The sequence below is a fragment of the Streptomyces sp. NRRL WC-3605 genome (assembly GCF_001509795.1).
Classification (GTDB): domain Bacteria; phylum Actinomycetota; class Actinomycetes; order Streptomycetales; family Streptomycetaceae; genus Streptomyces; species Streptomyces viridochromogenes.
Genome location: NZ_LLZN01000024.1, coordinates 77,312 through 90,528 on the forward strand (window position 1 = coordinate 77,312; position 13,217 = coordinate 90,528).

Below are 13,217 nucleotides of genomic sequence, written 5' to 3' on the forward strand. Positions count from 1 at the left end.
CGTATGACGGAGGGTAGGGAGCGTGGCCGGATCGACGACCGCCGAGCGCGGTGAACGCCAGCAGGAGTCGTCCGACCCGCCCCTCACCCGGCGGCGGTTGAGGCTGTCCCGCCTTCGTACGATCATCATTCTTTCCGTCGTCCTGGTGCTCCTCGGCGCCGGTTCCGTCTGGGTGCTCTACGGTTCCTCGTGGCTGCGCGTCGAGCGGGTGCCGGTGTCCGGGACCCGGGTCCTGACGCCGGAGCAGGTGCGCGAGACGGCCGACGTGCCCGTGGGTGCGCCGCTCGTCTCCGTCGACACCGGGGCGATCGAGGCGCGCCTGCGCCGCGAACTCCCGCGGATCGACGAGGTCGAGGTGGTGCGCGACTGGCCGCACGGAATCGCTCTGAAAGTGGTGGAACGTACTCCGGTCCTCATTGTTCAAAGCGGCGGAAAGTTCGTCGAAGTGGACAAGAAAGGCGTCCGTTTCGCCACGGTCCCCGCGGCCCCGAAAGGCGTCCCCGCGCTGCAACTGACGGTCTCCCGGTCGAGTTCCGCCGCGGCGAGCCTGCGGCGCTTCGGCGAGGCCCGGCTGGTGCGGGAGGCGGTGCGGGTCGCGGGCGCCCTCCCGGCGTCCGTCGCACGGGGCACCCAGGTCGTCAAGGTCCGTTCCTACGACGACATCTCGCTCGTCCTGGCCGGCGGCACGACCGTGGCCTGGGGCAGCGGCGAGAACGGCGCGGCGAAGGCTCGCACACTCCACGCTCTCATGAAAGCCTCCCCGCGTGCGCGGCACTTCGACGTCAGTGTCCCCACGGCCCCGGCGTCATCAGGGAGTTGACGCACATCCGCGCAGGCCAGCACCCTGGTTGGGCAGCGACACGGCTGATCACATAGGGTGAAAAGAAAAACGGGAGGTTCGGCGTGTTCGTTGAACGTGCGCCACTTGTCGACTTAGTGTCCTGTTCAGAAGACTTCAGGGAACAGACACACTGGTAACCCTAAACTTCAGGGTTAGGGTTCGGGTCGGCGCTATGGACCGTCCCATTCGGCATCAGTCACCGGGTTCGCGAAGCGCACCGCTTCCGACCTCCGGTGACCCGTAACTCGAGGCGAGAGGCCTTCGACGTGGCAGCACCGCAGAACTACCTCGCAGTCATCAAAGTCATCGGTGTCGGCGGCGGTGGTGTCAATGCCATCAACCGGATGATCGAGGTCGGTCTCAAGGGCGTCGAGTTCATCGCCATCAACACCGACGCGCAAGCTCTGTTGATGAGCGACGCCGACGTCAAGCTCGACGTCGGCCGCGAACTCACCCGCGGACTCGGCGCCGGAGCGAACCCGGCCGTGGGCCGCAAGGCCGCCGAGGACCACCGCGAGGAGATCGAGGAGGTCCTCAAGGGGGCCGACATGGTCTTCGTGACCGCCGGTGAAGGCGGCGGCACCGGCACCGGCGGCGCGCCCGTCGTGGCCAACATCGCCCGCTCCCTGGGCGCGCTCACCATCGGCGTGGTCACCCGCCCGTTCACCTTCGAGGGCCGGCGCCGCGCCAACCAGGCCGAGGACGGCATCGCGGAACTGCGCGAAGAGGTCGACACCCTCATCGTCATCCCGAACGACCGCCTGCTGTCCATCTCGGACCGCCAGGTCTCCGTCCTGGACGCCTTCAAGTCGGCCGACCAGGTCCTGCTCTCCGGTGTCCAGGGCATCACCGACCTCATCACCACCCCGGGCCTGATCAACCTCGACTTCGCCGACGTCAAGTCGGTCATGTCCGAGGCGGGTTCGGCCCTCATGGGCATCGGCTCGGCCCGCGGCGACGACCGCGCGGTGGCCGCGGCCGAGATGGCGATCTCCTCGCCGCTGCTCGAGGCGTCCATCGACGGCGCCCGCGGTGTCCTGCTCTCCATCTCCGGCGGCTCCGACCTCGGCCTGTTCGAGATCAACGAGGCTGCCCAGCTGGTCAGCGAGGCCGCCCACCCCGAGGCCAACATCATCTTCGGCGCGGTCATCGACGACGCCCTCGGCGACGAGGTGCGGGTCACCGTGATCGCGGCCGGCTTCGACGGCGGCCAGCCGCCGGCCCGCCGGGACAACGTCCTCGGATCGGCCTCGTCCTCCCCGGCGCGCCGCGAGGAGCCCGCCCCGGCGGCCCGGCCGCAGCCCGAGAGCCGTCCGTCCTTCGGCTCCCTCGGCAGCGTGACGCCGAAGGAGGAGCCCGAGCCGGCGCCGGAGCCGGTGGCCGACGTCCCGGTCGCCCCGCCGGTCCCGCCGTCGCGGACCTACGCCGACAGCGCGGCGGAAGAGCTGGACGTCCCGGACTTCCTCAAGTGATCCTTCTGACGTGATAGGACAGCGCGACACAGTGAGCGGCGCCCACTTCGCCTTCACCGACCGGTGGGGCGGGGTGAGCGCCGCTCCGTATGAGGAGCTCAACCTCGGCGGGGCGGTCGGCGACGACCCCGAGGCCGTCCGGGCCAACCGCGAGATCGCCGCGAAGTCGCTCGGGCTCGGCCCGGACGGCGTCGTCTGGATGAACCAGGTGCACGGGACCGACGTCGCCGTGGTCGACGGACCGTGGGGCGACGCCCCGGTGCCCGAGGTCGACGCGATCGTCACGGCCCGGCGCGGACTCGCCCTCGCCGTCCTGACAGCGGACTGCGTGCCGGTGCTGCTGGCCGACCCGGTCGCCGGGATCGCCGCCGCGGCCCACGCCGGACGGCCCGGCATGGTCGCCGGGGTCGTCCCGGCGGCGGTGCGCGCGATGACCTCGCTGGGCGCCGACCCCGCCCGGATCGTCGCCCGCACGGGGCCCACCGTGTGCGGCCGGTGCTACGAGGTGCCCGGGGAGATGCGCGCCGAGGTGGCCGCCGTCGAGCCGGCGGCGCACGCCGAGACGAGCTGGGGCACCCCCGCGGTGGACGTCGCCGCCGGAGTGCACGCCCAGCTCGCCCGGCTCGGGGTGCGCGACCGGGAGCAGTCGCCGGTGTGCACCCGGGAGTCGGCCGATCACTTCTCGTACCGCCGCGACCGCACCACGGGGCGACTCGCGGGATATGTCTGGCTGGACTGAATGGACATGACGGACCGAAAGCACGAACTCGCCGAAAACCTGGCGAAAGTGGAGCGCCGTATCGAGGCCGCCTGTGCGGCCGCCGGGCGCTCCCGCGACGAGGTGACCCTGATCGTGGTCACCAAGACCTACCCCGCCGACGACGTGCGGTTGCTGTCGGAACTCGGCGTGCGACACGTCGCCGAGAACCGCGACCAGGACGCGGCCCCCAAGGCCGCCGCCTGCGCGGACCTGCCCCTCACCTGGCACTTCGTGGGCCAGTTGCAGACCAACAAGGTCCGTTCCGTGGCCGGTTATGCCGATGTCGTGCAGTCCGTCGACCGGGCCCGTCTGGTGACGGCGCTGTCGAAGGAGGCCGTGCGGCGGGAGCGCGAGCTGGGCTGCCTGATCCAGGTGGCGCTGGACGCCGGAGAGAGCGAGCGGGGGGAGCGCGGCGGAGTGGCGCCGGGCGGCGTCGAGGAGTTGGCCGCTTCGGTGGCCGCGGCTCCGGGGCTGCGGCTCGCGGGACTCATGACCGTCGCCCCGCTCACCGGCGAGTACGCCGGGCACCAACGAGCGGCGTTCGAGCGGTTGATGGATTTGTCGACCGACCTGCGCAGAGCCCATCCGGCTGCGAACATGGTGTCGGCAGGGATGAGCGCGGACCTCGAGGAGGCCGTGGCGGCCGGGGCGACACATGTGCGCGTCGGCACTGCGGTACTCGGAGTCCGCCCCAGGCTCGGGTAACGTCGCCAAGAAGTCGGACCACAGCAGAAAATATGGTCAATGTCGCCGAAAGGCGGGCGTAACGACCGCGTGGATCGAAGGCACTTGGCAGTCGTCAGCCGATCCACCACAGAGCGGAGGACTCAGAGAATGGCCGGCGCGATGCGCAAGATGGCGGTCTACCTCGGCCTCGTGGAGGACGATGGGTACGACGGCCGGGGGTTCGACCCCGACGACGACTTCGAGCCCGAGCTGGACCCGGAGCCGGAGCGGGACCACCGACGGCACGAGCCGTCCCACTCATCTCACAGTGCACATCAGTCCCAAAGGGACGAAGAGGTGCGAATCGTGCAGCCGCCCGCGCCCCGCGAACCGGTGGCCCGGTCGGCTTCGCTGTCCGCGGAATCCGGGCGCCCGGCGCGCATCGCGCCCGTGGCGTCCATCACACAAGAACGCGCAAGCCTGGAGAAGAACGCACCGGTGATCATGCCCAAGGTCGTGTCGGAACGAGAGCCGTACCGGATCACCACACTTCACCCGCGGACCTACAACGAGGCCCGTACCATCGGGGAACACTTCCGTGAAGGCACCCCGGTGATCATGAATCTGACTGAGATGGACGACACAGACGCGAAGCGACTTGTCGACTTTGCGGCCGGTTTGGTGTTTGGTCTTCACGGCAGTATCGAGCGGGTGACCCAGAAGGTGTTCCTGTTGTCTCCTGCTAACGTCGATGTCACGGCGGAGGACAAGGCCCGCATCGCAGAGGGCGGGTTCTTCAACCAGAGCTGAGACGCACCACCGGAACGAGCAGTACCCGACAGGGAACAGGGGAGAGGGAAACACCAGTCATGAGCGTGGTCATGCAGGTTCTCTACATCGCGCTGATGGTGTTCCTCATCGTGCTCATCTTCCGGTTGGTCATGGACTACGTCTTCCAGTTCGCCCGCTCATGGCAACCCGGCAAGGCGATGGTGGTCGTTCTGGAGGCCACCTACACTGTCACCGATCCACCGCTGAAGCTTCTGCGGCGGTTCATCCCGCCGCTGCGTCTCGGGGGCGTGGCGCTCGACCTGTCCTTCTTCGTGCTGCTGATCATCGTCTACATCCTGATCACGCTGGTGCGGAGCGCGATGTGAACGATGTGACAGATCCGGTCCTGCCGACTGCCGACGACTACGTTGAGGTGAAGAGATGCCGTTGACCCCCGAGGACGTGCGGAACAAGCAGTTCACGACCGTCCGCCTCCGAGAAGGCTATGACGAGGACGAGGTCGATGCCTTCCTCGACGAGGTCGAAGCCGAACTGACCCGCCTGCTCCGCGAGAACGAGGACCTGCGCGCCAAGCTGGCCGCGGCGACGCGTGCTGCTGCCCAGAACCAGCAGAACATGCGCAAGCCTCCGGAGGGCCCGGGCGGCCCTGGCGGCCCGCAGGACCAGCAGCAGGGCGGCATGCCCCAGCAGGGCGGGATGCCGCAGCAGGGCATGCGCGGTCACGGGGGACCCGTCCCCGCCGGGATATCGGGCCCGCCGCAGCAGCAGATGGGTGGCCCCATGGGTGGTCCGCCCCAGCTGCCGAGCGGTGCCCCGCAGCTGCCCGCCGGCCCCGGCGGTCAGGGTGGCCCGCAGGGTCCCGGTCCGATGGGCCAGGGTCCGGGGCCGATGGGCCAGCCCCCCATGCAGCAGATGGGCGGCCCCATGGGCGGTCCGATGGGTGGCCCGATGGGCGGTCCCGGTCAGGGCGGCCCCGGCGGCGACAGCGCGGCGCGCGTCCTGTCGCTCGCCCAGCAGACCGCCGACCAGGCGATCGCGGAGGCCCGTTCCGAGGCCAACAAGATCGTCGGCGAGGCGCGTTCGCGTGCCGAGGGTCTTGAGCGGGACGCCCGTGCCAAGGCCGACGCCCTGGAGCGGGACGCGCAGGAGAAGCACCGCGTCGCGATGGGCTCCCTGGAGTCCGCCCGCGCCACGCTGGAGCGCAAGGTCGAGGACCTGCGCGGCTTCGAGCGCGAGTACCGCACGCGGCTGAAGTCCTACCTCGAGTCCCAGCTGCGTCAGCTGGAGACCCAGGCGGACGACTCGCTGGCCCCGCCGCGCACTCCGGCCACGGCGTCCCTGCCGCCGTCCCCGGCGCCCTCGATGGCTCCGGCCGGCGCGAGCGCCCCGTCGTACGGCGGCAACCAGACGATGGGCGGCGCCCCGTCCCCGGCTGCCCCGTCCTACGGCGGCCAGCAGCAGATGTCCCCGGCGATGACCCAGCCGATGGCTCCGGTCCGGCCGCAGGGCCCGTCCCCGATGGGACAGGCTCCGTCGCCGATGCGTGGTTTCCTCATCGACGAGGACGACAACTGACGGACGGCAGTACGCCTCAGGCGTCGGCAGCGTTCAGGGCGAGGCCCCGGATTCAGTTCCGGGGCCTCGCCCTTTTGCTACGCGTGTTCACGGTCTATACGGCGTTTGTTCGGAGCTGGGTGTGATGTCCGACGCACACAACGCCGAAGGCCCGGCACCACCAGGATTCTTGGTGGGCCGGGCCTTCGTGTTCCGGAGCGGGCCGCGTCACGCCTTCCGCAGGCGGAACGTCAGGGTCAGGCCCTCGTCGGTGAACGGCTCCCCGTAGCCGGAGTCGTCCGCCTCGCCCTGGGCGAAGTCCGTCGCCAGGACCTCGTCGGCGATCAGGCCGGCGTGCCCGTCGAGGGCCGCGACCGTCGCCGGGTCCGTCGCCGTCCAGCGCAGGGCGATCCGGTCGGCCACGTCCAGGCCGCTGTTCTTGCGGGCCTCCTGGATCAGGCGGATCGCGTCACGGGCCAGACCGGCCCGGCGCAGCTCCTCCGTGATCTCCAGGTCCAGCGCGACCGTGGCACCCGCGTCGGACGCCACCGACCAGCCCTCGCGCGGCGTCTCCGTGATGATCACCTCGTCCGGGGCCAGGGCGACCGTCTCACCGTCGACCTCCACCGAGGCCGTGCCATCGCGCAGGGCCAGGGACAGCGCGGCGGCGTCCGCGGCCGCCACGGCCTTCGCCACCTCCTGGACCCGCTTGCCGAACCGCTTGCCCAGGGCTCGGAAGTTGGCCTTGGCCGTGGTGTCCACCAGGCTGCCGCCCACCTCGGACAGCGACGCCAGCGACTCGACGTTCAGCTCCTCGGTGATCTGCGTGTGCAGCTCGGGGTGCAGGGCGTCGAAGCCGGTGGCGGCGATCAGCGCGCGCGACAGCGGCTGGCGGGTCTTGACGCCCGACTCCGCGCGTGTGGCGCGGCCGAGCTCCACCAGGCGGCGGACCAGGACCATCTGCCGGGACAGCTCCGGGTCGATCGCCGACAGGTCGGCCTCCGGCCAGGACGCCAGGTGCACCGACTCCGGCGCGTCCGGGCTCACCGGCACGATCAGGTCCTGCCACACGCGCTCGGTGATGAACGGGGTGAGCGGCGCCATGAGCTTGGTCACCGTCTCCACGACCTCGTGCAGGGTGCGCAGCGCGGCCTTGTCGCCCTGCCAGAAGCGGCGGCGCGAACGGCGGACGTACCAGTTGGACAGGTCGTCGACGAACGCCGAGAGCAGCTTGCCGGCGCGCTGGGTGTCGTAGCCCTCCAGCGCCTGGGTGACCTGGTCGGTGAGCGCGTGCAGCTCGGACAGCAGCCAGCGGTCCAGGACCGGGCGGTCGGCGGGGGCCGGATCGGCCGCGGACGGCGCCCAGTTCGACGTACGGGCGTACAGGGCCTGGAAGGCGACCGTGTTCCAGTACGTCAGGAGGGTCTTGCGGACGACCTCCTGGATGGTGGTGTGGCCGACGCGGCGGGCCGCCCAGGGGGAGCCGCCGGCCGCCATGAACCACCGCACCGCGTCCGCGCCGTGCTGGTCCATCAGCGGGATCGGCTGCAGGATGTTGCCCAGGTGCTTGGACATCTTGCGGCCGTCCTCGGCGAGGATGTGCCCGAGACAGACCACGTTCTCGTACGACGACTTGTCGAAGACGAGCGTGCCGACCGCCATCAGCGTGTAGAACCAGCCGCGGGTCTGGTCGATGGCCTCGCAGATGAACTGCGCCGGGTAACGGGCCTCGAACAGCTCCTTGTTCTTGTACGGGTAGCCCCACTGCGCGAACGGCATCGAGCCCGAGTCGTACCAGGCGTCGATGACCTCCGGCACGCGCGTGGCCGTCTTCTCGCAGGTCGGGCAGGCGAAGGTGACGTCGTCGATGTACGGGCGGTGCGGGTCGAGGCCCGACTGGTCGGTGCCGGTCAGCTCGGTCAGCTCCGCGCGCGAGCCGACGCAGGTGAGGTGGTCGTCCTCGCAGCGCCAGATCGGCAGCGGGGTGCCCCAGTAGCGGTTGCGGGAGAGCGCCCAGTCGATGTTGTTGTTGAGCCAGTCGCCGTAGCGGCCGTTCTTGACCGTGTCCGGGAACCAGTTGGTGCCCTCGTTCTCCTCGAGGAGACGGTCCTTGACGGCCGTGGTGCGGATGTACCAGGACGGCTGCGCGTAGTAGAGCAGCGCGGTGTGGCAGCGCCAGCAGTGCGGGTAGCTGTGCTCGTACGGGATGTGCTTGAACAGCAGGCCGCGCTCGTCGAGGTCCGCGGTGAGCTTCTCGTCGGCCTTCTTGAAGAAGACGCCGCCGACCAGCGGTACGTCCTCCTCGAAGGTGCCGTCGGGACGGACCGGGTTCACGACCGGGAGGCCGTAGGCGCGGCAGACCTTGAGGTCGTCCTCACCGAAGGCGGGGGACTGGTGGACCAGACCCGTACCGTCCTCGGTGGTCACGTACTCGGCGTTGACCACGTAGTGGGCCTCGGCCGGGAACTCCACCAGCTCGAAGGGGCGCTGATACGTCCAGCGCTCCATCTCGGTGCCGGTGAAGGACTGCCCGGTGGTCTCCCAGCCCTCGCCGAGGGCCTTCTCGACCAGCGGCTCGGCGACGACCAGCTTCTCCTCGCCGTTGGTGGCGACCACGTAGGTCACCTCGGGGTGGGCGGCGACCGCGGTGTTGGAGACCAGCGTCCAGGGGGTCGTCGTCCAGACCAGCAGGGCGGCCTCGCCGGCCAGCGGGCCGGAGGTGAGCGGGAAGCGGACGTAGACGGACGGGTCGACGACCGTCTCGTAGCCCTGGGCCAGCTCGTGGTCGGACAGGCCGGTGCCGCAGCGCGGGCACCAGGGGGCGACGCGGTGGTCCTGGACCAGCAGGCCCTTGCCGAAGATCTCCTTCAGGGACCACCAGACGGACTCGACGTACTCCGGGTCCATGGTGCGGTAGGCGTCGTCGAGGTCGACCCAGTAGCCCATGCGGGTCGTCAGCTCGGCGAACGCGTCGGTGTGCCGGGTCACCGACTCACGGCACTTGGCGTTGAACTCGGCGATGCCGTACGCCTCGATGTCCTGCTTGCCGGAGAAGCCGAGCTCCTTCTCGACCGCCAGCTCCACGGGCAGGCCGTGGCAGTCCCAGCCGGCCTTGCGGGCCACGTGGTAGCCGCGCATGGTGCGGAAGCGGGGGAAGACGTCCTTGAAGACGCGGGCCTCGATGTGGTGGGCGCCCGGCATGCCGTTGGCGGTGGGCGGACCCTCGTAGAACACCCACTCGGGGCGCCCCTCGGACTGCTCCAGGCTCTTGGCGAAGATCTTCTGCTCGCGCCAGAAGTCGAGCACCGCGTGCTCGAGCGCGGGCAGGTCGACCTGGGCGGGCACCTGGCGGTACGTCGGCTGTGTCATCAGCGAGCTTCCTCCGGCGGACTTGCTGCCTTCCGTCCGGAGGGACGAGAGCTGGGTCTTTCCGTGCGCCGTTCGGCGCGCTCCCGCGGTACCACCCTCCTTGGCCCTCCGGTGCGGGGTGTGCGCCGGTGAGCCCCCTCATTGGGGTCGCGATACCGGGTCTACTCACCGCTGCGGTGGTCTGCTGCGGCTTTCTTCCGGCGGCTCCGGGGTGATCTTCACGTCGCGCTCGCCCCCGGGCTCACACCGTCCCCGGGTCGCTCTGGGCCGCTTACGCCGCTACTCGTCCCCATCCACGCTTTTCGCTCAGGCCAGTGTACGGCGCCGCGGGGGCGGCGGCCGACCGGATTTCCGGTCCGGAAGGCGGGGGCGCGGGGGCGGGCGGGCGCGGCGCGCGATGACTCGAATGGCTCGGCACGCCTGTTCGGATCCTGGGACGTTCTTCCCGGCGGCATACCCGGCGGGGAGCTGGGCACAACGGATGCAAGTCCGGCGCGCTCCCTGCGCGGGGCGGGCGAATCGGGCGGTGTGCCCCGTTGCCGCGGGACTCGAGTCGATTTATCGTCCCAGCACGATTCGCGAGCAAGATCATAAAATGTGAAGGGGCCGCGGCATGGTGGCGAAGAAGACCGCCGTACAGCAGTCGGCGTCGAGCGGTTCGACCCGTGCCGGTGGCTCCGGCCGTGCGGCCTCCGGCGGCGCCGCCGGGGACGCGGACGGCGGGAAGACCGCCAAGGGGGTCGAGGGGGGCGTCGGCGCGAAGAAGGCGGCCGCCGGGACCGCCGCCAGGAAGGCCGCAGCGGCTCCGCGCGCGGGAGGCGCCACGAAGAAGGCGGCGTCCCGCGCGGGCAGGACCGAGGCCGTGGCCGACGGGGCCGCCGCCCCGCAGACGGCCGGGACACGGAAGGCGGCCGCCGGGCAGGGCACCGGTAAGGGCACCGCCGGGAAGACGGCGGGCAGGACCGGCAGCAGGACGGTGGACGCGGGACGGGCGGCCGGGGAGCGGCCGGCCACCCGGAGCAGGGCCAAGAAGGCGGGCGCGGCGCAGGCCGCGGAGCAGACGGGAGCCACGACAGTGGTTGCGAAGAAGACTCCTGGCACGGCCACGGCGGCCAAGACCGCCGTTCCCAAGGCGCGCATCGCCGCGGCGGACCCCGGCGACCTGGCCGTACGTCCGGGCGAGGACCCCTGGACGACGCAGGAGGTGGAGGGGGCGCGCGCCGAGCTCCAGGCGGAGGAGACGCGGCTGCGCGACGAGATCACCTCCTCGGAGCGGGCCCTCGCCGGCCTGATGCGGGACTCCGGGGACGGGGCCGGCGACGACCAGGCGGACACCGGCGCGAAGAACATCACGCGCGAGCACGAGCTCGCCCTCGCCGCCAACGCGCGCGAGATGCTCACCCAGACCGAGCACGCCCTGGAACGGCTCGACGCCGGCACCTACGGTCTGTGCGAGAACTGCGGCGATCCGATCGGCAAGGCCCGGATGCAGGCGTTCCCGCGCGCGACGCTGTGCGTGGAGTGCAAGCAGAAGCAGGAACGCCGGTACTGACCGGCAGGCGGGTGACACGGGACGTGCCGTACTCTCGTCCTCAGTCAGGTACCTAGGTCGAGGGACTCACGTGGCAGAGGCGGAGCGCATCATCGGTACGCCGGACACCCCGGAGGCGGGGGACGCCGGGCCGGAGCAGTCCGACCGGCGGGAGAAGGACGCGGCGGCGGCCGAGCGGCCCCGGGGCAGGCGCCGGATCGGCGTGCTCTTCGGCATGGCCGCGTTCGCGTACGTCCTCGACCTGGTCAGCAAGATGTGGGTGGTCGCCGAGCTGGAGCACCAGCCGCCCATCGAGATCATCGGTGACTGGCTGAAGTTCGAGGCCATCCGCAACGCGGGCGCCGCCTTCGGCTTCGGCGAGGCCTTCACCGTGATCTTCACGGTCATCGCGGCCGCCGTGATCGTGGTGATCGCCCGCCTCGCCCGCAAGCTGTACAGCGTGCCCTGGGCGATCGCGCTCGGCCTGCTGCTCGGCGGGGCCCTCGGCAACCTCACCGACCGCATCTTCCGGGCGCCCGGTGTCTTCGAAGGTGCCGTCGTGGACTTCATCGCTCCCAAGCACTTCGCCGTGTTCAACCTCGCGGACTCCGCGATCGTCTGCGGCGGCGTCCTGATCGTGCTGCTGTCGTTCCGGGGCCTGGACCCGGACGGAACCGTCCACAAGGACTGACCGCCGCCGCGGCCGGCCACGGGTTGTCCACAGGCCCGTGCGGGGTCGTCCGCCCCGTCCGGCATACTCGACGGGTGAGCACGATTCCCGAGATCCGTACCCTGCCCGTGCCGGACGGCCTGGAGGGCGAGCGCGTCGACGCCGCCATCTCCCGCATGTTCGGCTTCTCCCGTACGAAGGCGGCCGAGCTGGCCGCGGCGGGGAAGGTCACGGTCGACGGGTCGGTGGTCGGGAAGTCCGAGCGGGTGCACGGCGGGGCGTGGCTGGAGGTCGAGATGCCACAGGCGCCGGCCCCCGTCCAGGTCGTCGCCGAGCCCGTCGAGGGCATGGAGATCGTCCATGACGACGACGACGTGGTCGTGATCGTCAAGCCCGTCGGCGTGGCTGCACACCCCTCGCCGGGCTGGAGCGGGCCGACGGTGATCGGCGGGCTCGCCGCCGCCGGCTACCGCATCTCCACGTCCGGAGCCGCCGAGCGCCAGGGCATCGTGCACCGGCTCGACGTCGGCACCTCCGGCCTCATGGCCGTCGCCAAGTCCGAGTACGCGTACACCTCGCTCAAGCGCCAGTTCAAGGAGCGCACGGTCGACAAGCGGTACCACACGCTCGTGCAGGGCCACCCCGACCCGACCAGCGGCACCATCGACGCGCCGATCGGCCGCCACCCGAACCACGACTACAAGTGGGCGGTCACCGCCGACGGCAAGCCGTCCGTCACGCACTACGACCTCATCGAGGCGTTCCGGGCGGCCTCGCTGCTCGACGTGAAGCTGGAGACCGGCCGCACCCACCAGATCCGCGTCCACATGGCCGCCCACCGGCACCCCTGCGTCGGCGACCTCACCTACGGCGCCGACCCGACGCTCGCCAAGCGGCTGCGGCTGACCCGCCAGTGGCTGCACGCCGTGCGCCTGGGCTTCGAGCACCCCGGGGACGGGCAGTGGGTGGAGTTCGCCAGCGACTACCCGGCCGACCTCCAGCAGGCCCTCGACCAGGTGCGCGAGGAGACCTGGGCATGAGCGGCGCCGTGTACACCGTGCGGGTCGCCGAGGACCCCGCCGACCGCGAGGCGTGCTTCGCGGTGCGCAAGGAGGTCTTCGTCGCCGAGCAGGGCGTCCCGCCGGAGATCGAGTACGACGCCTACGACGCCGGCGCGGTCCATGTGCTGGCGGTCCGCGAGGACGGGCTGCCGCTCGGGACCGGCCGGCTGCTGCACGGCGAGGCGGCCGCCGCCAAGACCGGCGGGGACCCCCTGGTGGGGTCGCTGGGCCGGCTCGCCGTGACGAAGGGGGCCCGGGGTCTCGGCGTCGGCGCGGCCCTCGTGCGCGCCATCGAGGACGCGGCCCGCGTGAGTGGACTCACGGCCGTCGACCTGCACGCGCAGACCCACGCCCTGGGTTTCTACGAGCGTCTGGGGTACCTGGCGTACGGACCCGAGTTCCCCGACGCCGGGATACCCCACCGCGCGATGCGGCGCGCCCTGACCCCGTAGGGCGCGAACGCGCTGGTGAGGCGCGCGGCGTGGCAGGCTTGAGGTCTGT

12 protein-coding genes are annotated in these 13,217 nt (G+C 71.1%); 11 read left to right on the forward strand and 1 reads right to left on the reverse strand.

From position 1 onward, the window contains the following. The first annotated feature begins 22 nt into the window (after positions 1-22). From ADL34_RS05355 to ADL34_RS05385, 7 genes are all read left to right on the forward strand, one after another. A complete protein-coding gene (locus ADL34_RS05355; protein WP_062674955.1) occupies positions 23-820 on the forward strand; it encodes a cell division protein FtsQ/DivIB in 798 nt (265 codons plus the stop codon). A 287-nt stretch (positions 821-1,107) separates the two neighbouring features. After that, on the forward strand, positions 1,108-2,313 hold the full coding sequence (gene ftsZ, locus ADL34_RS05360; protein WP_062674956.1) for a cell division protein FtsZ: 1,206 nt from the start codon (positions 1,108-1,110) through the stop codon (positions 2,311-2,313). A gap of 10 nt (positions 2,314-2,323) precedes the next feature. Then, positions 2,324-3,052: a peptidoglycan editing factor PgeF gene (gene pgeF, locus ADL34_RS05365; RefSeq protein ID WP_062674958.1), complete on the forward strand. Its 729-nt coding sequence runs from the start codon at positions 2,324-2,326 to the stop codon at positions 3,050-3,052. Positions 3,053-3,058: 6 nt separating this feature from the next. Continuing rightward, the gene (locus ADL34_RS05370; RefSeq protein ID WP_062675063.1) at positions 3,059-3,778 is read left to right on the forward strand and encodes a YggS family pyridoxal phosphate-dependent enzyme; all 720 of its coding nucleotides are present in this window, start codon (positions 3,059-3,061) and stop codon (positions 3,776-3,778) included. 129 nt (positions 3,779-3,907) lie between these two features. Then, entirely contained in the window at positions 3,908-4,549 is a 642-nt protein-coding gene (locus ADL34_RS05375) for a cell division protein SepF (RefSeq protein WP_055621612.1), read from the forward strand. Positions 4,550-4,608: 59 nt separating this feature from the next. Then, a complete protein-coding gene (locus tag ADL34_RS05380) occupies positions 4,609-4,896 on the forward strand; it encodes a YggT family protein (protein ID WP_062674960.1) in 288 nt (95 codons plus the stop codon). 55 nt (positions 4,897-4,951) lie between these two features. Continuing rightward, on the forward strand, positions 4,952-6,106 hold the full coding sequence (locus tag ADL34_RS05385) for a DivIVA domain-containing protein (RefSeq protein ID WP_062674962.1): 1,155 nt from the start codon (positions 4,952-4,954) through the stop codon (positions 6,104-6,106). A 207-nt stretch (positions 6,107-6,313) separates the two neighbouring features. Here the strand turns inward: ADL34_RS05385 and ileS are convergent, their stop codons facing one another. After that, positions 6,314-9,454 carry an isoleucine--tRNA ligase gene (gene ileS / locus ADL34_RS05390; protein ID WP_062674964.1) on the reverse strand — a complete coding sequence of 1,047 codons (3,141 nt, stop codon included), beginning with the start codon at positions 9,452-9,454 and terminating at the stop codon, positions 6,314-6,316. A 613-nt stretch (positions 9,455-10,067) separates the two neighbouring features. Here ileS and ADL34_RS05395 point away from each other — a divergent pair. The 4 genes from ADL34_RS05395 (at position 10,068) to ADL34_RS05410 (ending at position 13,168) form a co-directional block, all read left to right on the forward strand. Continuing rightward, positions 10,068-11,006: a TraR/DksA family transcriptional regulator gene (locus tag ADL34_RS05395; RefSeq protein WP_062674966.1), complete on the forward strand. Its 939-nt coding sequence runs from the start codon at positions 10,068-10,070 to the stop codon at positions 11,004-11,006. Positions 11,007-11,076: 70 nt separating this feature from the next. Then, entirely contained in the window at positions 11,077-11,676 is a 600-nt protein-coding gene (gene lspA, locus ADL34_RS05400) for a signal peptidase II (protein ID WP_062674968.1), read from the forward strand. Between the two features lie 74 nt (positions 11,677-11,750). Beyond that, positions 11,751-12,695: an RluA family pseudouridine synthase gene (locus ADL34_RS05405; protein WP_062674969.1), complete on the forward strand. Its 945-nt coding sequence runs from the start codon at positions 11,751-11,753 to the stop codon at positions 12,693-12,695. Continuing rightward, positions 12,692-13,168, forward strand: coding sequence for a GNAT family N-acetyltransferase (locus tag ADL34_RS05410; protein ID WP_062674971.1), 477 nt, complete (start codon positions 12,692-12,694; stop codon positions 13,166-13,168). The genes ADL34_RS05405 and ADL34_RS05410 overlap by 4 nt, the downstream gene beginning before the upstream one ends. Positions 13,169-13,217 lie beyond the last annotated feature (49 nt).

Excerpts from the sequence above, each read along its gene's own strand:
- ADL34_RS05370 (WP_062675063.1), top strand. The coding sequence starts at position 3,059 with ATGACGGACCGAAAGCACGAACTCGCCGAAAACCTGGCGAAAGTGGAG.
- ADL34_RS05375 (WP_055621612.1), top strand. The coding sequence starts at position 3,908 with ATGGCCGGCGCGATGCGCAAGATGGCGGTCTACCTCGGCCTCGTGGAG.
- ADL34_RS05380 (WP_062674960.1), top strand. The coding sequence starts at position 4,609 with ATGAGCGTGGTCATGCAGGTTCTCTACATCGCGCTGATGGTGTTCCTC.
- ADL34_RS05385 (WP_062674962.1), top strand. The coding sequence starts at position 4,952 with ATGCCGTTGACCCCCGAGGACGTGCGGAACAAGCAGTTCACGACCGTC.
- ileS (WP_062674964.1), bottom strand. The coding sequence starts at position 9,454 with ATGACACAGCCGACGTACCGCCAGGTGCCCGCCCAGGTCGACCTGCCC.
- ADL34_RS05395 (WP_062674966.1), top strand. The coding sequence starts at position 10,068 with ATGGTGGCGAAGAAGACCGCCGTACAGCAGTCGGCGTCGAGCGGTTCG.
- ADL34_RS05410 (WP_062674971.1), top strand. The coding sequence starts at position 12,692 with ATGAGCGGCGCCGTGTACACCGTGCGGGTCGCCGAGGACCCCGCCGAC.